Origin of the sequence: Lysinibacillus sp. CD3-6, from assembly GCF_006351725.2 — a bacterium.
In the GTDB taxonomy this organism is placed as follows: domain Bacteria; phylum Bacillota; class Bacilli; order Bacillales_A; family Planococcaceae; genus Lysinibacillus.
In genome coordinates this window covers 3885704-3908701 of the sequence record NZ_CP085880.1, presented here as the reverse complement: position 1 = coordinate 3908701, position 22998 = coordinate 3885704, and the positions used below count along the sequence as shown (strand labels likewise).

Sequence of the window (22998 nt, the reverse complement as noted above, 5' to 3'; positions counted from 1 at the left end):
AGTTTTTTTTTAAAATATATAAATAGTTACTATTGGGGAATAGTAATTATTTTTACTTTGAAAAAGCTAATTGTTTACTTTCATACACAAATTCACCATTAATAATCGTAGCTAAAATATGAATGTCTTTAATTGTCATAGGATCAACGGCTGTAGGGTCCTTATCTAAAATTGCGAAATCAGCTAATTTTCCTATTTCAATACTACCTAAATCCTGTTCGTCGAAGTTCAATTGCGCACCATAAATCGTCATAGATTTTAAGGCACTTTCAACATCAATTTTTTGTTCTTCTCCTAATACATGCCCATCTCTCGTTATACGGTTAACTGCTGCCCATACTGAAAAGAGTGGGGAAATAGGTGTAATAGGACAATCGGAATGTAATGTATATAATAAGCCTAAATCATCGGCTTCTTTTAATGGGTTCATTCTCGCTGCTCTTTCAGGCCCTAAAAAGATGTTTTTATGGCGATCGCCCCAGTAATAAACATGATTAATGAAAAATGAAGCAGCAATATTGTAGTCTTTCATTAATTTCAAATCTTCAGGTGTAGCAGTTTGCACATGTTCAATTCGATGACGATGATCACTTTGTGGTGAAGTATCAAGTGCATACTGATACGCTTCTAAAATCGAGCCTATAGAACGGTCTCCATTTCCGTGTGTTGCTATTCTATAGCCACGATTATGGAAATCTAATACGTAATTGTTCAAAATATGTTGTGGGAAAATAAGATCTCCATATAAATTTGGATCATTATAATATGGTTGACGTAAAGCGCCAGTAAGTCCTTGAATGGAGCCGTCTTGGAATAGTTTTGCACTATCTAACTTGGCCATGCCGTTAGAATCCTTTACTATTTTTTGATTTAGTTGATGTGCATCATATTCCTCGAAAATACCACCCTCCAATAATAAATCATTCATTATCATGAATCGCATTCGCATTGGATGTGCTTTTTCTTTCAATGCCTCAATATGGATATCGTACTCTATTGGACCTAATGTTAATCCAACCCCTGCATCCGTATTCGTTGTGATTCCTTGTGCTAAATAATCTTGAGAAGCTATGCGAATTAACTCAATTACTTCTTCGGTCGATGGAGTAGGGATACTATTGAAAACTAAGTCCATTGCAGCTGGCTCATATAAAACGCCATTTAAATTATTGAATGCATCCCGTCCAAAATGTCCCCCATCTGGGTCTTTAATAGAAGCATCTAACTGCGCGATTTCTAGTGCTTTTGAGTTTGCAACTGCAAGATGATTTGAAATATGGCGGATAAATATAGGTCGATCTGTACTTACTTTATCTAAGTCTTCTCGAGTAGGATGTCTATTCTCAGTAAGCATTGTATCATCATAGCCAAAGCCTAAAATCCAACCGCTATCAACGCGTTTGTTATGGAACTCCGTTAACTTACGCAATATATCTGTAATGCTTTTATTATACGTCGGGGAACAATCTACTTGAGACTTGTTTAGAGCATAGATTAATAGATGGTTATGTGTATCGATAAAACCAGGAATTAACGTTGCCCCATTTAAATCTACTTCGTTAATGCTTTTAGTCAAAACTAAAGATTCTTTAACTCTAGTAAACTCATCCGCAGACCATAATCCTACAATTTTTCCCTCGTAAGAAGCTAAAACATTAGCACGAGTACTTTTGGCATCTAACGTAATAATATTTGCATTTTTAATAAGTAAATCAACTGTAATCATTTTATTGACCTCCTAAAAGTAATTTAATTTAACCAATATTAATAGAAGTAACGGTATCGATAACAATGAAAAGATTGTTGAAATAACTGTGACAATAGCACCTAATTTATCATTTGCATTATATTTACTAAATAAAATAGACGACAATGTTAGAGCAGGCATCGTTGCTTGAATTAGTAAAGTTTGTGCAATGATATGATCGACCGTAATAAAACTAATTATGATAAATACTACAATCGGTAAACCAAGAAGTTTCACTAAAGTAGGAATAATCGATTTACTTTTCAGTACTGTAAATTGAGATTTATTTACAGACATAATTAGTATCCCGATATAAAACATAGCAAGTGGTGATGCCAGTGCAGCTAATTGATTAGTTAATGTAATAAAAATAACGGGAGGACGATAATTAACAAAAGCAAAGAATAAGCCACATACAATTGCAATCGTAGGAATATTAATCATCGATTTTAACGTGCTAAATGAAAATTTCATCGTTTTTTGCAACAGCATAACCCCAACAGTCCAGATGACCAAGTCCACACCTGCATCAAAAATTGCGGCATATAAAGCACCTTTTGGACCTAAAATTGCAGCACATAAAGGTATTCCGATAAAACCTGTATTGCCAAGTCCAGAGAGAAGGGCAACTTCAGGTTTCATCGTACTTTCCTTATCAAAAATAGTAATCAATAGCCATCCTAAAAAAATGCCAATTAGACAAATCATTATAGATAATATAAATACCATGCCAATATTTTTAAGAATAGTAGGGCTAATCTCTACCTTAAATATGCTTGAAAGAATAATACAGGGCATCGCAACGTTCACGATGATTAGTGTATAGGTTTTACGAGTGCTTTCATTAATAGGTGTAATTCGAGCAAGTAATATACCTATTAAAATCATAAATCCTATTAATAGTATTGATTCAAAGACAATAGAATACTCCATTAAATGCACTTCCTAAAACGATCATTATTAAACTATTTCTCCATGCGTACAGCTACTATCGGTGTTAGCAACTGTTTGTTTTTAGATGTTAGTAGACTCACAATAATCAACACAGGGAAGTTGAAACATAATGCAATCAGTCCTGTATTAATTGCAAAAATACTAATACCTGCAAATTGGAAGGATAATGCGATTACCGTACCCGTTAGAATACCTGCACCAACCCCTATCGCAGTAGCTCTTTTCCAAAAAATAATGGAAAGAATACCAGGCAATATTTGACCAAAGCCAAAGTAAGCTGTGTTAATTAGATTTAGCATTAAACTTGGAAGAGATACAGTTAACAACATTGAAATTAATAAATAAACAATAACAACAACTTGTGACCATTTACGTTGTTTATTTTCTGGAATACTTGTCACAATGTTACGAGTAAAAATACCACCAACTACTAAAGAAATAACGGCTAGTACGAGTAGCCCTGATAGTGCGGCCCCAGCAGCTACTAATCCAACTACCCATGAAGGTAATAATTCAATGGAAGTTGCAATAAATGCATGGTTAGGGTTATCAATGTTCGGTAAAGCAACTAGAGCAAAATATGCCGAAGCAATTAAGAATGGATACATAAGCATATACAGTGGCATAAACCTTTGAGCACGCTTAATTGTCCCTTCTGATTTACTTGTGAACAATACATTTATAATAAATGGGAAACAATAGAAAGCTACTGCTTGGAAAATAATTGTCGTTATTGAAAACGTAACTTGTTCTGTCGAACCAAAAGATAATGAAGCACCGTGTTCTTTTGCAGTAGTAAATAGATTATTTACACCATCAAGTTTTGAAAAGGCTGCCCAACCTACGATAATAATAGCTGCGAATAAAAGAATATCTTTTAAAATTGATATAACAGCAGGGGCTTTTACTCCAGAAATCGCAACATACACATATGCAATAGCCCCAGCAATGATTACAGCAATAATAGGTGGGAAATCGAAGCCTAAAGCATTTAAAGCAACTATAAGCCCTTCAAACTGTAACTGTCCCCAAGGAATGAGGAAAAGTAAACAAGTACAAGCCACTAGTAATTCTAAAGGTCTGCTAGAAAAATGGCTTTTGAATAAATCAGGAGCGGTCATCGCATTGTAGTGTTTGCCAGCCCGCCAAATAAGAGGTGAAAGGAAGTAGCCTACTGGATAGGCTAAAAGAATGTATCCTAGAAACCAAATTCCGTAGCTAGCCCCTTTTGCGTATATACCTCCAGGAAACCCAATAATTGTTCCGATACTATACACTTCACCGATTGCAAGGAAGAATAAGATAAATCCGTTAAAAGATCTTCCACCAACTAAATAATCTGCTACGTTGTCTTTTTTCGATTTACCTTTTGAAAGAACTGCTAGAATTAGAGAAAAAATAAGAACACCTATGAAAATTGCAACTGCCATTATCCATCCCACCTTGTAAATTAATTAATCATAATTTTTTTTATCGAAGAAAAACCAAGAACAAGAAATACAAATAGATGTCAGAATGAACCATAAGAACATCCAAAAATAAAGAATAGGAAAACCTAAAATAAAATGTTCGGAGTAACGAAAATAAATTAACCCACCAGGTATACAAACAACTGGTATAACAAGACCAATAAAGACATTCAAAATTGTTTTGCGGGACATAGTATAACTCCTTTCTAAAAAGTAAATAACTATAACTTGTCATGACGTACGTACCAGTTGCGTTATATTCATTTACATTTCCATGGTTTATTTTGGAATAGTATATAAATTTTAAAAAAGGTTGTCAACATAATAATGGTGTTAAAGTAGAAAAAAATGATTTAAAAGAGAATTATTATTTAGTATATAAATATCTTTTATAGGTATTTTCACTTAAATTTGAAGGTGGAAAAGAGGATATTGGGACTCGGAAATGTGATGAATAAAGTATGTCTAAAGATTCTGATAATATCAACGAAATAATAGAATAATTTTACTAAGAGAACAATGAAAACACAGGGGAATGAAGGGCGCAATACAGAACTGGTATGATTTTTGAATATTCGGAAAACTACTGACGGATGGGGATCGTCAGTAGTTTGTCTAACATTTATAAATAGTTACTATTTGGGGAGATAGTAATTATTTTAACTTTGATAATGCTAACTCTTTATTTTCAAATACAATTTCACCATTAATAATGGTAGCTAAAATATGAATATCTTTTATCGTCATCGGATCAACGGCTGTTGGATCCTTTTCTAAAATTGCAAAATCAGCTAATTTCCCTATTTCAATACTACCGATATCTTGTTCGTCGAAGTTCAATAGGGCGCCGTAAATCGTCATTGATTTTAAAGCGGTTTCAACATCAATTTTTTGAGCTTCACCTAGTACGTGCCCTCCGCTCGTTACGCGATTAACCGCTGCCCATATTGAGAAAAGCGGGGAGATTGGCGTAACAGGGCAGTCCGAATGTAATGTAAACAATAAACCTAAATCATCTGCTTCTTTCAATGGGTTTATTCTCTCTGCTCTTTCTGGCCCTAAAAAGATATTTTTATGGCGGTCACCCCAGAAATATATATGATTAATGAAAAATGAAGCAGCAATCTGATAGTCTTTCATAAACTTCAAATCATCTGGTGTAGCTGTTTGCACATGTTCAATTCGATGACGATGGTCACTCCGAGGAGACGTTTCAAGTGCATGCTGATAGGCTTCAAGGATCGAACCTATCGCACGATCTCCATTACCGTGTGTGGCAATTCTAAAGCCCCGATTATGGAAATTTAATACGAAGTCATTCAAAGTTTGTTGTGGAAAAATAAGATCCCCATATAAACTTTGATCACTATAGTATGGTTGTCGTAATGCTCCTGTAAGCCCCTGAATAGAGCCATCTTGGAATAGCTTCACGCTATCTAATTTAGCCATGCCATTAGAGTCCTCTAAAATTTTTTGATTTAGTTGATTTGCATCGTATTTTTCGAAAAAGCCATCTTCCAACAACACATTGTACATAAACATTAAACGCATTCTCATTGGATGTATATGATCGTTTATTGCATCTATATGAATATCATATTCTGCCTGTCCTACCGCTGCATCTGTATTAGTAGTGATTCCTTGTTCAACATAATCTTGCGCAGCAATACGAATTAAATCCATGAATTCTTCTTTTAAAGGAGCAGGAATATGATCGTAAACAAAGCTCATAGCAGCATGTTCATATAAAACCCCATTTAAATTATTCGCAGCATCTCGTCCGTAATGACCGCCTTCAGGATCGTTCACAGAAGCATCAATATTCGCAAGTTCCAGTACTTTGGAGTTGACAACGGCAATATGATTTGAAATATGGCGGATAAATATAGGGCGATCTGTACTTACTTTATCTAAGTCTTCTCGAGTAGGGTGTCTGTTATCTATGAGCATTGTATCATCATAACCAAAGCCCAAAATCCAACTGTTGTCATCTCGCTTCTTATGAAACGCCTCTAAATTGTATACAATATCTGCAATGCTTTTATTATGCGGAGATGAACAATCTACTTGGGCCTTATTTAAGGCATACATAAATAGATGATTATGTGTATCAATGAAACCCGGGATTAATGTTGCTCCATTTAAATCGAGTTCCTTTGCATTTATTTCGAGAACTAACGAATCCTCTGCCTGCTTAAATTGCGCTTTAGACCATATTCCTACAATTCTTCCTCTATAAGAAGCTAAAACATTAGCACGAGTATTTTGAGCATCTAAAGTGATAATATTTGCATTTCTTATAAGTAAATCAACATTCATCATATAATTCCTCCTAAAAGTAATTTAATTTAACAAAAATTAAAAGAAGCAATGGTATTGACAATAAAGAAAAAATTGTTGAAATTACTGTTACAATTGCACCTAATTTATCGTTCGCATTATATTTACTAAATAAAATAGATGACAATGTCAAAGCAGGCATTGTAGCTTGAATTAATAAAGTTTGTGCAATTACATGATCGAGCGTAATAAACCTTATCATTATGAATGCTACAACCGGCAAACCTAGGAGTTTAACGAGTGTAGGAATAATCGATTTACTTTTTAGTGCTGTAAATTGCATTTTATTTACAGACATTATAAGTATTCCGATATAAAACATGGCGAGTGGAGAGGCAAGTGCGGCTAATTGATTTGTTAACGTAATAAAAATCATAGGAGGACGATAATTAACAAAAGCGAATAATAAGCCACACACAATTGCAATGGTAGGAATATTAATCATCGATTTCAGCGTGTTAAATGAAAATTTTACCGACTTTTGCAGCAACATAACGCCAAAAGTCCAAATGACCAAATCAACACCTGCATCAAAAATGGCAGCATATAAGGCACCTTTAGGCCCTAAAATAGCCGCACATAATGGTATGCCGATAAAGCCTGTATTGCCAAGTCCAGAGAGAAGGGCAACTTCAGGTTTCATCGTACTATCTTTATCAAATATAGTGATGGATAGCCATCCTATTAAAATGCCAACTATACTAATAATAATTGACAGCCCAAAGACTATACCAATATTTTTAAGAATAGAATGATCGATTTCTACTTTAAAGATACTCGATAGAATAATACAGGGCATCGCGACATTTACGATAATGAGCGTGTAGGTTTTACGAGTACTATCATTAATCGGCGTAATCCGAGCAAGTAATACACCTATTAAAATCATAAATCCTATCAATAAAATCGATTCAAAGACAACAGTATACTCCATTAAATGCACTTCCTAAAACAATCATTAGTAAACTATTTTTTAATGCACATAGAGACTTAGATTTCAGTAAACTGATAATATAACGTTTTAAGTTCAGTAAAATGCAAGAGGGACACTACATAACCACATAGTATTGATGGATAGAGAATAACTCCTTTCTAAAAAGTAAATAAAATAACTTATTGTGATGTACGTACCAGTATAGTTAGGTTTATCTACCTTTTGAGGTTTAATTTGGAATAGTATATAAAATTTAAATTACGATTGTCAACATAAAAATGGTTTAAAGTAGAAAAAAATAATTCGAAAGAGAATTATTATGCGTTTTTAAAAATGTGACATAGTTATTTCTAGTATATAATTTTTTTATAGCTATTATTACTGCTGCATTATCTAAGTATTGGACAACAAAGAACAGTACTATTTCCTTCGTCTGGTTTAGCGTATTTACCCTCTTTTGTATTAAAAAACTTCTTCTAAATAGTAAATTTATGCTTTTTGAATTAAACTATTATAAATGGAAGGAGATAATTTATTATGCATTCAATTAACAAAATAGGTGACCGTTTTTGGTTTATTACGCCAATCTCAGAAACCGATCGTCCCATTCTAGGAATGGTAGTAGGCAATAACAAAACATTAATGATCGATGCAGGTAACTCGGAAGATCATGTACAGTATTTTCAGGATGAACTTTTAAAAATGGGGGTTCCTAATGCGGATATGGTAGTTTTAACGCACTGGCATTGGGATCATATTTTTGGCCTTTCAGCATTACGTAATCTCGTTTCCATTGCTAGCAGCGCAACAAAGGAAGAAATGGAGAAATTAATTCCGTTCTCTTGGTCAGATGAAGCGATCGATGAGCGTGTAAAAGAGGGAATTGAAATTGAATTTTGCGCTAGAGCGATTAAAGAAGAATTCAAAGATCACCGTGATATTAATATTGTTTTACCAGATATGACGTTTGATAAACGGGTGGAAATTGATCTAGGTGGGATAACTTGTATTGTTCAACATGTTGGAGGGGACCATGCAGCGGATTCTGTAGTTGTCTATATTAAAGAAGAAAAGATTCTTTTCCTTGCTGACTGCATTTATCCTAATCTTTATGCTGTAAAAGAAAATTATACAATTAAGGAAACACTGCGATTATTGGATGTTTTAGAGCAATTTGATGCAGACACATATATCCCTTCCCATCAAAAGCCGATTTCAAAAGAAGAGTTTAATCAAGAAGTGGTGAAGCTTCGAACAATTGCCAACTTTACAGATCGTCTTGGTGGAGACCAACAAAACATTATTAAGGAATATGAAAAACACGTACAAAGAGAACTGACAGAAGATGAACGCGAAACAATCGCTAACTTTGTAAATGGTTATTAATTCAAAATAATAATACTGCGGTTGATTTCCGTTACGGGCGACGCTTTCCGCGGGCACAGGGTAAGCCGCAACCCTCGCTAACGCGCGGATTGTTGCGTCTTACGTGCTGTGCTGTTCCCGCAGGAGACGCACCCTTCACTTCAATCAACTAGTGTCACATTCGCTTGCAGAGGAAAAGGATAAAATACAGCACAATTATTGCACTTAGTCGTCTGCCTCAATTATTAAAAAATAACTTTAGAAGAATACTGCGGTTGATTTCCGTTACGGGCGACGCTTTCCGCGGGCACAGGGTAAGCCGCAACCCTCGCTAACGCGCGGATTGTTGCGTCTTACGTGCTGTGCTGTTCCCGCAGGAGACGCACCCTTCACTTCAATCAACTAGTGTCACATTCGCTTGCAGAGGAAAAGGATAAAATACAGCACAATTATTGCACTTAGTCGTCTGCCTCAATTATTAAAAAATAACTTTAGAAGAATACTGCGGTTGATTTCCGTTACGGGCGACGCTTTCCGCGGGCACAGGGTAAGCCGCAACCCTCGCTAACGCGCGGATTGTTGCGTCTTACGTGCTGTGCTGTTCCCGCAGGAGACGCACCCTTCACTTCAATCAACTAGTGTCACATTCGCTTGCAGAGGAAAAGGATAAAATACAGCACAATTATTGCACTTAGTCGTCTGCCTCAATTATTAAAAAATAACTTTAGAAGAATACTGCGGTTGATTTCCGTTACGGGCGACGCTTTCCGCGGGCACAGGGTAAGCCGCAACCCTCGCTAACGCGCGGATTGTTGCGTCTTACGTGCTGTGCTGTTCCCGCAACTAATGAAATTGTTTGAGAATTGTTTGAGTGCCTGACACCGATAAAAAAGGCATTAAGAATTGACTTCTTAATGCCTTTTGTCGATGAACTGAGGAAGTAGTGTCCGCCACTTCCTTTTTCTTTTTTATAAAATTAAGCTAACAATAATACCTGATAGCACGCTTACAAGAGTAGCACCAAATAATAATTTTAAGCCAAAGCGTGCGACTACATTACCTTGCTTTTCATTGAGACTTTTTACAGCACCGACAATGATACCAATCGATGAGAAGTTGGCAAAGGAAACAAGGAATACAGAAAGAATACCCATTGTACGTTCACTAAAGTGATGATCGCCTCCTGATAAATCCAACATCGCCACAAATTCATTCGTTACCAGTTTAGTCGCCATAATTGATCCAGCACTAACTGCTTCAGAGAAAGGAATCCCCATGATGAAGGCAACTGGTGCAAAGATATAACCTAGAATACTTTGGAACGAAATGCCAAACAATAGCTCAAACACACTATTGAATCCAGCCATCAATGCAATAAACCCAATTAACATGGCGCCGACGATAATGGCAACCTTAAAGCCATCAAGAATATATTCACCAAGCATTTCGAAGAAGGATTGCTTTTCATGTTCTATTTCTAAAATATCCTCGTTCGGGTCAATTTCATACGGATTCATAATTGTAGCGATAATAAAACCACCAAATAGATTTAGAACTAATGCCGTCACAATATATTTTGGTTCTAGCATTGTCATATAAGCACCTACGATGGACATGGATACAGTTGACATGGCCGAAGCACATAGAGTATATAATCGCTGTTTAGAAAGTAGACCGAGCTGTTTTTTTAATGTGATGAAAACCTCTGATTGGCCGACCATCAATGAAGCAACAGCATTATAAGATTCAAGTTTTCCCATTCCGTTTACTTTACTTAATACCCATCCAATTCCTTTCATAATAAACGGAAGGATTTTTAGATGCTGTAAAATCCCAATTAATGCAGAAATAAATATAATAGGTAGTAATACTGTTAAAAAGAATGGCGCTTCCCCTTCGTTCGCTAAGCCGCCAAAGACAAAGGAAACCCCTTCGCTTGCATATTCGAGCAACTTGTTAAAAACAGTAGCTATGCCCTTAATAATAATTAACCCAAATTCTGTATTTAACAATAACAATGACAATAGAATTTGAATAACAATCATGGTGATAATTGGTTTGAATTTTATTTCTTTACGATTGGTACTTGCCAACCATGCCAAAAATAGCACAATAAGAATACCTATAATTGAAATAATGTATTGCATATGTAACCTCCTGATGAATTAAAACATGATGTGTTAGCTTTTCATAAAACCTTTCGCATTAGAAACTTTTTTTATTTTGATTGTAGTTATAATGTGTATATTGCCCAATTTAATAAAAAGAAACCGTACGTATTAATTTTAATTAAGCTTTTCTGTTTAATGGTAACTAAGTGATATTAATAGAAAGTTGATAAAAAAGCAAAAAAAATGATTATAAACGAGTTTTTTGGTGAGTCTTAGGAAATAAAAGGATGAAAAATACACTTATTTACATACCTGAATTTAGTTAATAGCTCGGCTGACAAATGATACTTAGATATAAGATAATGGTGATATATTCGAAATAGACAAACCTATTTAATGAAGGGAGTGCAAATTAATGAATGTGGAAGAGGTAATGCAAGAACTTGAGGCGCTAGGGAAGGAACGAACTAAAAAAATATACATGTCCAATGGTGCACATGAGCCACTTTTTGGAGTGGCAACAGGTGCAATGAAGCCTATAGCGAAGAAAATAAAAATTAATCAACCTTTAGCTGAAGAGCTTTATGCATCGGGGAACTATGACGCAATGTATTTTGCTGGCATTATTGCCGATCCTAAAGCAATGACGGAGTCCGATTTTGACCGTTGGATGGATTCTGCATATTTTTATATGTTGTCTGATTATGTAGTAGCTGTTACGTTAGCCGAAGCGGATATTGCCCAACAAGTTGCTGATAAATGGATTGCTAGTGGGGAAGAGCTGAGGATGTCAGCGGGCTGGAGCTGCTACTGCTGGCTTTTAGGAAATCGTAAAGATATTGAATTTTCCGAGGATAAGATTGCCACTATGCTAGAAAACGTGAAAAATTCAATTCACGATTCGCCAGAAAGAACGAAATCTGCCATGAATAATTTCCTAACGACAGTAGGTATTTCGTATATACCACTGCACGACATGGCGCTTGCCACTGCTAAAGCGGTAGGGCTAGTAGAACTAAAAAAGGACAATAAAAAAAGTAGCTTCCTTCATGCTTATGAAAGTATTCAAAAGGAAGTTGATAAAGGAAGAATTGGCTTTAAACGTAAATATGTTAGATGTTAAAAGTACCGAAATCACCTAGTGTGAGCATCATTAACCCTTGAGTTTCGAGGGTTTTTATTACTGCTAAATAGACATTACCCCGCAAGTTAGTCTTGTAAGGAGGACTTTAATGAACCAACATAAAATCTCTGTTATACCATACAGCCCTGAATTTTCTAGGGAAACAGTAGCAATGTGGCGTGATAGCAAGGAAAAGGCCATTGGTCAAAAAGAAATACACAGCTTTGAAGATCATGTTTATTTTTTAAATCATATATTACTTGAGCAATATCAAATAGATTTAGCATTTATGGAAGAGTCAGTTGTTGGGATGATTGCCTATCATGATAGTGAGATAAGCCAACTATATATTCATGTCGATTATCAAGGGTTTAGTATAGGTCGCACATTATTAAATAAAGCAAAAAGCCTATCAAGTGGGAGATTAACATTATATACATTTGAAATAAACGAAAAGGCACAACGTTTCTATGAAAAGCATGGATTTGTAGTTATCGGTAGAGGGCATGAAAATGAAGAAAATTTACCTGATATTCAATATGAATGGATAAGTCAACATAATAACTCCTAGCGAAAATTTCCAGGTTTGTGTGCCTGGCACTTTACAGGTGAAACTTATTGCCGAAACAACCGTATATGTTTAATAGTAAGATTTTGTAAAGGGGATATTTCATATGCGAAGTCGTTCTATTAAACAAGTAACACCTCAAAATTTCGGGATAGTTTTTTTACATGAGCAATTTGATGAGATTTATAAGCAATGTAATGAAGACTTTAAAGAGATGATTTCTTATGAGCAGTTTAATGAGCTGGCGAGATCCTTTAACTCGAATGTTAAAAACTATGAATTAATTAGTGAGACAACATTAAATAATGTACATTCATATATTTGGGTAGATGATCAGCAAGAAAAAGCTATAAATGTCATGATGGATTCACACAATAGGATACATGGGTTATTATTAAAACCTTTTTTGAGTTTTCCAGAAAGTGATAAAAAGTATACGCAAAATACATATATCATGCCTGTGAATGAAGAATGGTATGTATTTTGGGGTGGGGTAAATGAATTTATCAATTACCATTATGCTTATGAAACGCAAAGGTATGCATATGATTTAGTAATTATGAAGAACGGTACAACATTTAAAGATTCTGCAATGTGCAATGAAAACTATTACGCTTTTAATAAAGAAGTGCTGGCACCAGCAGACGGTAAAGTTGTACAGGTAATTGATCATTTAACTGATAATGCTCCTGGCGAAATGAATGCATTACAACCAGCTGGAAATTTAATCGTTATTGAACATAATAATAAAGAATATAGCATGGTAGCCCATTTGAAAAATAAATCCAGTCTTGTACAAATAGGAGATACAGTTAAACAAGGAGATGCGATTGCCCTGTGCGGAAATTCAGGAAATTCCTCAGAGCCACATATCCATTTTCAAGTGATGGACTCCCAAGACTATATGAATTGTCAGTCGATACGTATTCGTTTTCCAGAAGGTAAAGAACCGATACAAGGTGATTTTACAAAATAATAGACAAAAAAGAACCGATGAGCGAATTTCTTGTTCATCGGTTCTTTCTTGTTTTTTAAATGCTTTGGATTAACTCACTATATTTAAGTGAAAGCAGGTTAAGGGAGTAGTTTTTAATTTTATCGGTTGCAATGATGCCTGTTAGAATACACTCAATCATGTCTTTATATTGGTAAATTAAGTGTATTTCGTTCATAAAAGGTGTATCGATAGTAATGCCATCTTGAATAGTTTTTAACACTACTCTTTGTTCCTCATATACATAAACTAGTTCGTATTTTGAATTGTAAATTAATGTAGTGATTTCTGGGAAAATTTTCTTATCGTTTAAAACCTCTAAAATGACATCAACCGATTTTACACCTTCTATAGATTGCAAATGTGAAAAGGTTTCACGTAGTTTTTTTTCTAAAAAATCAGTACTCATTGAAAATCTCCTTCTTTTTAAAAATTTTATATCCATTTTTATAAACTAATTATTAATTTTGTGATTATAGTATCAGATGGCAGTAGTAATAATTATTAAAATACTTACTGTTTTTTGAATTAATCGGGATAGTTTCATTTTAAATAAATTTTTAATGGTAGTAAATACTGTATAGATAAAAATTCAAATATAGTCTATAATGACTAATTATAACCATTATATTGAAAAAAGGGTCTAGTATGTCTATCACAAAGAAATTAGTTTTAGGTTTTATGACAATGATGTTGATAACACTTGTATCTAGTTCAAGTATTTATTTACAAATTGTCGATATCGGTAAGCATTATAATAGTACTTTAGCAGTCGGTCTCCCACAGCTCTATGCGACAGGGGATCTTAATAAATACATAGCTTTGGAAGGGTCACAAGTACAAACATATCTTTTAGGAGATGAGGAGTCGTTAAATCATGTGCGTGAAACACAAGCGATAGTAGATGAAACGATGAGTTTACTGAAGGAACAATTCGATTCAGAGGAAGCGAAACAAACGTTAAGTAATGCAAGTGAAAAAGTGGATACGTTTGAAAATGAACTTGAAAAGGTCATCGCATTAAATCAAAATGAAGACGTTTTTGCAGCTGCTGCTTATTACACGAAAAATGTTATTCCTATTCGTGGGGAAGCAATAGATGCATCTGATGAGTTAAAAGATTTAATTGAAGCCAATTTCGATCAAGCTCAGCAAGAAGCAAATCAAAATGCAAAAGAATCTTTCTTTATCGCTATTAGCATTATTTTAGTGTCGATTTTAGTAGGGAGTGGCATTGCTTATGTATTGAATAGAAAGATTGCAATACCCCTACGTCAATTACAGCAAGGAGTAAAGACAATTGCAGCGGGGGATTTAACCGCTGACGATATTCAACTTCGCTCTAAGGATGAATTAGGTCAACTTGCGGTAGATTTTAATTCTATGAAAGATATTTTGAGAAGACTTTTAAATCAGTTTGCAGAAAGCGCTAGTCAATTAAGTGCGTCTGCTGAACAATTAAGTGCTTCAACGGAAGAAGTGACGGCATCTTCTGTTGATATCGCAAATCAAGCAGAAGTCGCATCTGAAAACACGTTGACGACTGCAACATCAGCACGGGAAAATGCTGTCGCAATGGACGAAACAGCTAGTGCTGTACAACATATTGCACAATCTTCACATGTCCTACGAACTTCCGCTTCTGAGACAACGGATGTTGCAAGTCAAGGTGTCACGAACATTCAGTCGGCAAGTGACCAAATGACAACAATTTATGATGCAACGAAAGTAACGACTGAACTTATTCAACGCTTAAGTAAACAAACCGAAGATATCGAGCATATTTCAAAAGTTATAACAGGCATTACAGAACAAACGAATCTTCTGGCATTAAATGCTGCAATTGAGGCTGCACGTGCAGGGGAGGCTGGGAAAGGATTTGCTGTAGTAGCTGATGAAGTAAGAAAATTAGCAGAGGAATCGAATAAATCTGCAGGACAAATTGTCACACTTACGAATGAAATACAAAAGGATACGAAAAATGTGGAGCAGGCAATGCGTGACAGCTTACATACAGTAGAAACAGGTGTCGAAATAATCGAAAATGCTGGGACTTCTTTCAATGATATTGTACAAGCAGTTGATCATATGAGAACGCAGATTGAAAACATTTCTGCTGTGACAGAGGAAATTTCCGCAAGTACTGAACAAGTTTCTGCCTCAGTCACACAAATTGCTGCTTTATCAGAAACGACAGCTGAACAGGCAGAAGGCTCACAAGCAGCTTCACAACAACAGCTTTCAACTTTACAAGAAATAAGCGCAGTCGCAAATGATTTAAGCAATCAAGCAATGGACTTACAAACAATTGTTAGTCACTTTAAAATCTAAATGACTACAACAAAAAACGACGAACAGCTTAAAGTGCTGTCCGTCATTTTGTTTCTTCCGATGTTTAGCTGAAGTAAATATGGTTCTTCTCTACACTAACTCTTTATTTACATGGTACTATATCGCCAGTTTTTCCGTCTCATAGCATCCCACTTCAGTAATAACAGGGTTAATAAATGAAACACCGATTAAACGTAAGCCTAATGCAGTCATTTCATAGTCTTTTTCATATTTAACTCCTCCTATATATTTTAACGAAATTATTGCAAAAAGTTTTTTGGTCAAATAAAAATAGTAAAATAAAAAAAGAAATTTTACAGCATTTTATGGAGGTGCAAAGTATGAATTATGTTACGGTTGAAATAATTGATACTGTGGGGTTAAATCCAAGAGAAAGAATAATGTTGCAAAATACGGTGTTAAATTTTGTTGCTATGAGCAATGCGTTAATTTTGAAAGAAGATGTAGTAATCAATCCTTTGGAACAGGACAACGAAAATATTGGCGTTGTCTTAGTTTATGCAAAACCATTGAATGATGAACAAAGTGGGGCCATCACACAAGCTTTGTCCAAACGATTTATCACGTATTTTAAAATGAGTGAGTTAGATTTGGAAGCTCTTATTAAAGTTCATTGATGATGGCATAGTGAATAGAGAATATGAATTAAACCTCGAATAGGAACGCTTCAACAAAGCGGGACGTTTGGGGTTTTTCTTGTAAGCACGCATTTATCTACAATCAAAAACGCCCACGGACAATCCGTAGGCGTTTATTTAAAAGGGGAGGAGTTTTTATGACAGCAACATGGCTAGTTTTTTACAAAATAAGTTAATTGGATAAGTGTATCTGCGTTTAGCTTATACGCAATGACTAGCATGTACATGCCTTGTTCTTCTTGAGAAAGATCGATTGTAAAGTGGTCTGCATTCGGTGCAAGTTGGTCCACATCTACTGAAATTTCTTTCATTGTTTTCGTATTTCTAAGTGCTATTTGGTAAGGGTTTAGATAGTTTCCATCTAATCCTTTAACTAGATTTTCCACTGTTAGTTCTGGCCCCGTTAAGCTAGATACTTCCACAACTTGTGGGTGTGCAGTAATGTTGTCTAATTGACTTAGATTTTTCAATGGTGAGAAATCTGAAATACTATTACCCGAAATATCGAGGGATGTTAAGTTTTTAGCATATTGTAAGCCTTCTAGACTTGAGATACGAGCATTTGGTGCATGTAGACTTGTCAGTGTAATCATATCACCTAAAGTGATTTCTCCCGACAGTCCAAGTGTTTGCTGAATAGCCACTTTAAGATGGTTGTCGGCAATCGCAATGATTTGATTAAAGTCAATTTCTACGAGCGAAGCTTTTGCTTGTGTTAGCTCCTCTAAAGCTTGGTCGATTTGGGCTTGCGTAGCTTGTGAATTTGCAAGCAGTTCTTCAGCTTTCGCCATGCTCGCTTGTAAAGCTTGAATTGATTCTTCTGTATAGTTTTCTAAGTTAATAGTTTTCGCATCTTCAAGTGATACTGTTAAATCTTCAGTGAATACGCGATCAGCATTAGCAAAGTGTAATTTTGTATCACCCCATGATGCATGGTCAGAGCCATTGCCATTGCCACCGTCTGTTACGACAAGTTTCAATTCTTTCGCGCCAGTCACGTTTACTTCAATGTACTTTTCAGGGTCACGAGATTGCATTAAGCCACTGTCAAATTGTTTTTCGCCATCAACAAACACTTGGAATGTAACAGAGCCGATTGAACCATACATTTGACGGTCCACACCAACATAAGCAGAGAAGATATCTGCGTTTTTATCTGTTAAATCATAGATGATGGTTGAGTTTGAATGTGCGCCGATGCCTCGTTCATATGTTTTCTCACGACCATCGTCGCCTGTTAAGCGGATTGCATGGTGACTAATAGAGATATCTTTAACAGGTGCTGCATAGCTGTTTTGTGTAGATTGCCATTCAAAATCAGTTAAGTAATGATAATCTTCCATATTTACTACAGAAATTGTGCGTTTTTTCGTTACTTCATTGCCATCACTATCCACGACTGTGTACGTAATGTCGTAGTGACCAGCTCGATTGAAGTTCACTTGTTCTAAGCCAGTAACTTGTACTTGAGACGTTAAATCACCATCTTCAGCGTCGATTGCTGAATAGGTTTCGTCGATATTAATAGGCGTTCCTACTGTTGTTGCGACTGATTTAGGAATTGTTAATTCTGGCTTACCATTTGAAAGATAGAATTTAGCGTCAGCAAAGTTTGCATGATCTGAAGCATTGCCATTGCCAGAATCATTAGCAACTAGTTTTAATTCTTTCACACCTTGAAGCGGTACTCTCACAAGTTTTGCTTCTGTTTGATATTTCATAACACCACTGTTATATACTTCTTGCCCATCAGCTAATACTTTAAATGTCACGCTAGAATTTCCGTTTTCAGCGATATTGCGATCAATACCAACAAGTGTTTCAAAGTAATCGTAGTTTTTATCTGTTAAATCATAGGCGATTTCAGAGTTTGCGTGTGTACCAATCCCTTTGGCAAATTCCTTCACGTCTCCATTTGTTAATACTTTTATTGAACCACCTGAAGAAGATTTGTCTTTGTTGACAGTACTATACGCTGTTTGAGCAGATTTCCAGCCAATATCTGAGGCGAATTTCTCATCGCTATAGACATATACATTTCTTGTCGCTGTTGCAACGTTATGATCACTATCCGTTACTGTATATTCGATTTGGTAAATACCTGTTTTATTTGTATTGAAGCCATTCGTTGTTACTTGGATGTGCTTGCTTAAATCGCCATCCTCAATATCAGAGGCAGTTACATCTTTTAGAACATCAAATTCACTGTTTAATTTAACGAGAGTCAAGTCTTCAGATAGTGTTAACGTCGGGAGACTTGAGTCTTTACCAAATTTAGCATCTGCCCAAATTGTATGGTCGGATGAATTGCCGCTATCATTGGCATCCGTTGTAATTAACTTTACTTCTTTTGCACCTGTAACAGGAACATTAACATAGCCATGGTCAGTATTGGCTCTGAAGACATCACTTGCAAATTTCTTTTCACCATCGACCCATACTTCAAACGTAGCAGAAGATTTTTGGCCTTTTGCTGCTTGATCGATGCCGATATAGCTTTCAAAGAAATCAAAGCCTTTTCCTTCAATATCATATACGACTTCAGAGTTTGCATGAGCACCAAGCCCTTTTGCGTAGGTAGCATCCATACCTTGTCTTAGTAATGTAATGGTACCGCCAGCAATTGATTTATCTTTTTGTAATGAGCCCCAACCTACTTTTGCCGATTTCGCTGTCATATCAGAAATATATTGCATGTCGCTTATAACGTTGACGTTCATTGTTTTTGTTTGTTTGATGCCTTCATCATTTATTTCATAAACAACTTCATAGCTACCTTTTTGTGTAACATCTACCGTATTGGATTTGATGCTAATTGTTTTCGTAATATCTTTACCACTATAGGAAATTGCTTTTACATAATCCATTGGATCAAATGCTTGATGTAGTTTAATAGTGACAAAGTCTTCAGTAGAAAGGGAAGGTGTAAATGCCTTAACCTCTACTGGTTTTAGTGTATTTAACTTCTTGTCGTAACCAACCACTTTATACGTATAATTTTTTGTTGTATCCACATTTTTATCGATAAATTGTGCAGTGCTAGTAAAGCCGATTAATTCATCATCTCGATAAATTTCATAGCCTAAGAAATCTTCTTGGTACGCTTTATCGATTGATAAATTTAATGTATTAGTTTTGGCAGCTTGGTTTGCAGCAAATGATACATTTACTTCTTTACCTTTCAAACCATTACCTTTATAGTCGAATGCACTATTATTTAAATACCATATTTTTTTATCTGGTTTTGGATATTTGCTTGTTTTTTCTTTCGTTTCGTCAGTTACAACAAACCCGTGACGAGCAAAATGTTCACTTAAATCTAAACCAAGTACTTCTGAAGAGAATTCGACTAAATATTGTTGCTTAGATTGTTCACCATCTTTTAATGAAACATTACGTTCACGATATAATGAGTTTAATTTACCCCAATAGCCTGGACTATACATTTCAAGTTGCCAATAAACAGCAAGTTTTTCAAATAGGCCTTGGTCGTTATAATCTTTTGTGTTTTCTTTCAGTACATTTTTATAGATGTTCGACTCATATGGAATACGTTCATCAATTTTGCCGTAAAATCCTGACATATACTGTGGTAGCATATTATTTGTTACTTCACCGTAAGTTCTTACGCCGATATCCATACGGTGCCCGATTTCATGTATAACGCCCCATGATCCGCCTTTTTCTTCGATAGGCACTAAAATATCAGACACAACATCATCTAATGTGCCGATATGATCGCCAGCTGCATACATATATGCATAAGGCTGAGCAAGTCGTACATTTTCTCGAATTAATTTCGGATCATTTTTTTCATTATGACCATCTAAACCGTTATATTTAAATAATTCGTCCATTAGACGATTGTACGATTCAATAGTTTGTAGTGGGCTATAGCCATTTTCAATATACGTTTTATAAGCACCTGTTGCAGTACCTGTCCAGAATAAATGGTCACTAACAACTTCTACGATATCAAGTACTTCTCGATCTTCAACCTTTGGATGCTTCGCTTTGTCTTCATCTAACTTCTTCTTATAGTCGATTAAAAATTGTTTGAACTCATCAACATTCGTCGATTTCGTTGCAAAAGGAATTCGCTCAACGCCTTCAAAACGTAATGTCGGTGCTTTTCCTTGCTGTTCAGCTGTATAAGGGTTATCAATGTAAATTGTGCCCCCTGGTGTAACAGCCTTGTTATAAGCTGAAGTTTTTGGAATAGCAGGCACCGTAATCACGTTTTTACCAACATTTAAGCTGACATCTCTTCTCCAACTGTTCCAAGCACCTTCTTGTTGTGTAAAGGATAAGCGAGGTAGTGGACCATTTGCCACTGCGTCAACATAAACGATGATTTCATCGCCTGGTTGGGCAGCAAGCCCTGTTGGTTGAAGGTTATTACCTAAACCGATTTTTAAGTTTTCGTTAGCATGCTTCACCATGTTGCCGTGTTGTTCCGCTACGATAATTCTTCCTTCTGTAACGACCTCACCTTTAATGACTTTCTTAGCTAACTCAATGTTTTCTTGATAAGTAGTATATAGTGGATGCGATTTTGCTTCTTCTTCTAGTGCATGAATTAGCTCGATACTATTGAATTCTGGTGAAACAGTATTCATCGTTCCATCTGTAAATAACTTCGCCATCTTATCGTTTACTGTATCTTCTTTATAGAACGCTAATTCAGAAAGTGTTGCCCAATTTTGATTGGACTTTTTAAATTTGAATTTCACTCGTTTAAATGTTGTTGGTTCAAACTTCGCTTCTACTAATCCAGCAACCATATTATGTTTACCTGTTGCAACAAGCTCATAAGTATCACCTTTGGATGTTTGTGAAGCGTAAATTTCAAATTCCTCTGCAAAGCCTTTACGGTCCGATGGTCTTGCTCCATAGACAACGCGATTTAATGTTACAGGCTCTATAAATTCGACTTCTACTTCATTTGAGAATGTAGCTGTGTTGCTACTATTTGTTTCCCAATATGTATTGACATTACCATCGATGGCATTTTCTATAACAGCACTAGCCCAGTGTCCGCCGTTATTGCGAATGCTCTTAATGTTTTTGTAGTCCATTCTAAATAACTGAGAGTAGGCTTCGTTTGCAAAATGGCTAAATGTTGAAGTTACTGCTGTTGTTGCATCGATTGCTTCGGTGCTTAGTAGTGCTTTTGCATTGTCGATATCTTCTTTAAATTGAGCGTAGAACGGATGTCCTTGTGCTTCAGCATCTAATTGATTGATTGCATCAATCGAATGGAACTTGTCACTAACAGCGCTCATTGTGTCGTCAGTAAAAAGAGTTGCCATTTTGTCAGAGATTGTATCTTCTTTATAAAACTGAAACTCTGAAGCACTTGCCCAATCTTGATTTGCTTTTGTGAATACGAATTTTACTCGTTTAAATTCTGTAGGTTGGAACTGAATTTCAACGATATCACCAGTAGATCCTTTATATTCACCTGATGAAACAAGTGTAAAGTCATCATCTGCATCCGTTGTTGAGCTATAAATCTCAAACTGTTGGGCAAAGCCTTTGCCTTTTGTAGATGATTGACGAGCTGCATAAATCATTCTATTTAACGTAGTTGCTTCATTGAACTGAATTACGACTTCGTTTGTGAACGATGCACTATTTGGCTTTCCAGTTTCCCAGTGGGTATTCATGTCGCCATCAATTGCTTTATCAATAGATGAACTTGCATATTTTCCACCGTTGTTCGTAATAGACTTAATGTTTGTAATGGCCATTTTAAATACATCATCGTATGCTTTTAAAATATCCTTACCATACAAATCAAATTTCTTCACTGAAGCGATCGAATGCTTAGTACTTGCTTCAGCTGTAGTTTTGACAATATTCCCATTAGGATTTTCACTTGCCAAAACATTCATTGGTCCGCCTACTAAATTTAAAGCTAGAGCAGACACGGTTACAATCTTTACAACTTTCATATTACATTCCTCCTTATGAAGTTTTGAATTTCTTCCTATGGAGTACATAAAAAAACTACTCATAAAAGAGTAGCTTTATCTCAAATAAGGATATAAAAAATATACAAATATACCCATTTGTAATAGGCACTGAAAAACTAAAAGATAAACGATTTATCTTTTAGAAGTTATATTAAAAAAATATTTTTCAGTAATTTGTTTTTTTATGACCTTACTAAACAAAAAGTAGTATGTACTCTTCGGCAACTGGCTGACATAGTTATAAACCTTAGTCCCTATAGCTTTGCGTCCCTAAATTTCCTTAGGTTTGCCTATTCAATTTTTCTACTATAAAGAATAGCATAGTGAAAATAATTACCACAGAACAATTTGTCCTATATTTTACCACCCTTCTTTAGGGTAAAATGGTGAAGGTTTATGACTGAATGGTATAATAATGTATTCTA

The 22998-nt window shown here is 35.4% G+C and carries 15 protein-coding genes and 1 riboswitch; of the genes, 6 read left to right on the top strand and 9 right to left on the bottom strand.

What is annotated here, in order from left to right; translation table 11 throughout:
* Window positions 1–52: 52 nt before the first annotated feature.
* The 6 genes from FH508_RS19480 to FH508_RS19460 form a co-directional block, all read right to left on the bottom strand.
* Complete coding sequence (locus FH508_RS19480) at window positions 53–1726, bottom strand: amidohydrolase (protein WP_173479510.1); 1674 nt, start codon at window positions 1724–1726, stop codon at window positions 53–55.
* A 12-nt stretch (window positions 1727–1738) separates the two neighbouring features.
* Window positions 1739–2680 carry an AEC family transporter gene (locus FH508_RS19475; RefSeq protein ID WP_173479511.1) on the bottom strand — a complete coding sequence of 314 codons (942 nt, stop codon included), beginning with the start codon at window positions 2678–2680 and terminating at the stop codon, window positions 1739–1741.
* A gap of 32 nt (window positions 2681–2712) precedes the next feature.
* Window positions 2713–4131 (bottom strand): sodium:solute symporter family protein, encoded by a 1419-nt coding sequence (locus tag FH508_RS19470; protein WP_173479512.1) that lies wholly within the window; start codon window positions 4129–4131, stop codon window positions 2713–2715.
* A gap of 24 nt (window positions 4132–4155) precedes the next feature.
* Complete coding sequence (locus FH508_RS24175; RefSeq protein ID WP_173479513.1) at window positions 4156–4362, bottom strand: DUF3311 domain-containing protein; 207 nt, start codon at window positions 4360–4362, stop codon at window positions 4156–4158.
* A 462-nt stretch (window positions 4363–4824) separates the two neighbouring features.
* A complete protein-coding gene (locus tag FH508_RS19465; protein ID WP_139860484.1) occupies window positions 4825–6492 on the bottom strand; it encodes an amidohydrolase in 1668 nt (555 codons plus the stop codon).
* A 10-nt stretch (window positions 6493–6502) separates the two neighbouring features.
* Window positions 6503–7444, bottom strand: a complete 942-nt coding sequence (locus FH508_RS19460) for an AEC family transporter (RefSeq protein WP_139860486.1) — start codon at window positions 7442–7444, stop codon at window positions 6503–6505.
* A 537-nt stretch (window positions 7445–7981) separates the two neighbouring features.
* Between FH508_RS19460 and FH508_RS19455 the strand changes: the two genes are divergently transcribed.
* Entirely contained in the window at window positions 7982–8830 is an 849-nt protein-coding gene (locus FH508_RS19455; RefSeq protein ID WP_173479514.1) for an MBL fold metallo-hydrolase, read from the top strand.
* Window positions 8831–9777: 947 nt separating this feature from the next.
* Here the strand turns inward: FH508_RS19455 and FH508_RS19450 are convergent.
* Window positions 9778–10956: a NupC/NupG family nucleoside CNT transporter gene (locus FH508_RS19450; protein ID WP_173479515.1), complete on the bottom strand. Its 1179-nt coding sequence runs from the start codon at window positions 10954–10956 to the stop codon at window positions 9778–9780.
* 379 nt (window positions 10957–11335) lie between these two features.
* On the opposite strand from FH508_RS19450, the gene FH508_RS19445 reads away from it, so the two are divergent.
* The 3 genes from FH508_RS19445 (at window position 11336) to FH508_RS19435 (ending at window position 13587) form a co-directional block, all read left to right on the top strand.
* On the top strand, window positions 11336–12043 hold the full coding sequence (locus tag FH508_RS19445; RefSeq protein WP_173479516.1) for a DNA alkylation repair protein: 708 nt from the start codon (window positions 11336–11338) through the stop codon (window positions 12041–12043).
* Between the two features lie 109 nt (window positions 12044–12152).
* Window positions 12153–12614, top strand: coding sequence for a GNAT family N-acetyltransferase (locus FH508_RS19440; protein ID WP_173479517.1), 462 nt, complete (start codon window positions 12153–12155; stop codon window positions 12612–12614).
* A 103-nt stretch (window positions 12615–12717) separates the two neighbouring features.
* A complete protein-coding gene (locus FH508_RS19435; RefSeq protein WP_173479518.1) occupies window positions 12718–13587 on the top strand; it encodes a M23 family metallopeptidase in 870 nt (289 codons plus the stop codon).
* 55 nt (window positions 13588–13642) lie between these two features.
* On the opposite strand, the gene FH508_RS19430 is transcribed toward FH508_RS19435, so the two are convergent.
* Window positions 13643–14014 carry a hypothetical protein gene (locus FH508_RS19430; protein ID WP_173479519.1) on the bottom strand — a complete coding sequence of 124 codons (372 nt, stop codon included), beginning with the start codon at window positions 14012–14014 and terminating at the stop codon, window positions 13643–13645.
* A gap of 239 nt (window positions 14015–14253) precedes the next feature.
* Here FH508_RS19430 and FH508_RS19425 point away from each other — a divergent pair, with 239 nt between their 5' ends.
* Window positions 14254–15936 (top strand): methyl-accepting chemotaxis protein, encoded by a 1683-nt coding sequence (locus tag FH508_RS19425; RefSeq protein WP_173479520.1) that lies wholly within the window; start codon window positions 14254–14256, stop codon window positions 15934–15936.
* Window positions 15937–16277: 341 nt separating this feature from the next.
* The gene (locus tag FH508_RS19420; protein WP_173479521.1) at window positions 16278–16574 is read left to right on the top strand and encodes a hypothetical protein; all 297 of its coding nucleotides are present in this window, start codon (window positions 16278–16280) and stop codon (window positions 16572–16574) included.
* Window positions 16575–16747: 173 nt separating this feature from the next.
* On the opposite strand, the gene FH508_RS19415 is transcribed toward FH508_RS19420, so the two are convergent.
* Window positions 16748–22552: an NPCBM/NEW2 domain-containing protein gene (locus tag FH508_RS19415; RefSeq protein ID WP_173479522.1), complete on the bottom strand. Its 5805-nt coding sequence runs from the start codon at window positions 22550–22552 to the stop codon at window positions 16748–16750.
* A gap of 238 nt (window positions 22553–22790) precedes the next feature.
* A riboswitch (cyclic di-GMP riboswitch) is annotated at window positions 22791–22874 on the bottom strand.
* Window positions 22875–22998 lie beyond the last annotated feature (124 nt).

Excerpts from the sequence above, each read along its gene's own strand:
- FH508_RS19480 (WP_173479510.1), bottom strand. The coding sequence starts at position 1,726 with ATGATTACAGTTGATTTACTTATTAAAAATGCAAATATTATTACGTTA.
- FH508_RS19475 (WP_173479511.1), bottom strand. The coding sequence starts at position 2,680 with ATGGAGTATTCTATTGTCTTTGAATCAATACTATTAATAGGATTTATG.
- FH508_RS19470 (WP_173479512.1), bottom strand. The coding sequence starts at position 4,131 with ATGGCAGTTGCAATTTTCATAGGTGTTCTTATTTTTTCTCTAATTCTA.
- FH508_RS24175 (WP_173479513.1), bottom strand. The coding sequence starts at position 4,362 with ATGTCCCGCAAAACAATTTTGAATGTCTTTATTGGTCTTGTTATACCA.
- FH508_RS19465 (WP_139860484.1), bottom strand. The coding sequence starts at position 6,492 with ATGATGAATGTTGATTTACTTATAAGAAATGCAAATATTATCACTTTA.
- FH508_RS19460 (WP_139860486.1), bottom strand. The coding sequence starts at position 7,444 with ATGGAGTATACTGTTGTCTTTGAATCGATTTTATTGATAGGATTTATG.
- FH508_RS19455 (WP_173479514.1), top strand. The coding sequence starts at position 7,982 with ATGCATTCAATTAACAAAATAGGTGACCGTTTTTGGTTTATTACGCCA.
- FH508_RS19450 (WP_173479515.1), bottom strand. The coding sequence starts at position 10,956 with ATGCAATACATTATTTCAATTATAGGTATTCTTATTGTGCTATTTTTG.
- FH508_RS19445 (WP_173479516.1), top strand. The coding sequence starts at position 11,336 with ATGAATGTGGAAGAGGTAATGCAAGAACTTGAGGCGCTAGGGAAGGAA.
- FH508_RS19440 (WP_173479517.1), top strand. The coding sequence starts at position 12,153 with ATGAACCAACATAAAATCTCTGTTATACCATACAGCCCTGAATTTTCT.
- FH508_RS19435 (WP_173479518.1), top strand. The coding sequence starts at position 12,718 with ATGCGAAGTCGTTCTATTAAACAAGTAACACCTCAAAATTTCGGGATA.
- FH508_RS19430 (WP_173479519.1), bottom strand. The coding sequence starts at position 14,014 with ATGAGTACTGATTTTTTAGAAAAAAAACTACGTGAAACCTTTTCACAT.
- FH508_RS19425 (WP_173479520.1), top strand. The coding sequence starts at position 14,254 with ATGTCTATCACAAAGAAATTAGTTTTAGGTTTTATGACAATGATGTTG.
- FH508_RS19420 (WP_173479521.1), top strand. The coding sequence starts at position 16,278 with ATGAATTATGTTACGGTTGAAATAATTGATACTGTGGGGTTAAATCCA.
- FH508_RS19415 (WP_173479522.1), bottom strand. The coding sequence starts at position 22,552 with ATGAAAGTTGTAAAGATTGTAACCGTGTCTGCTCTAGCTTTAAATTTA.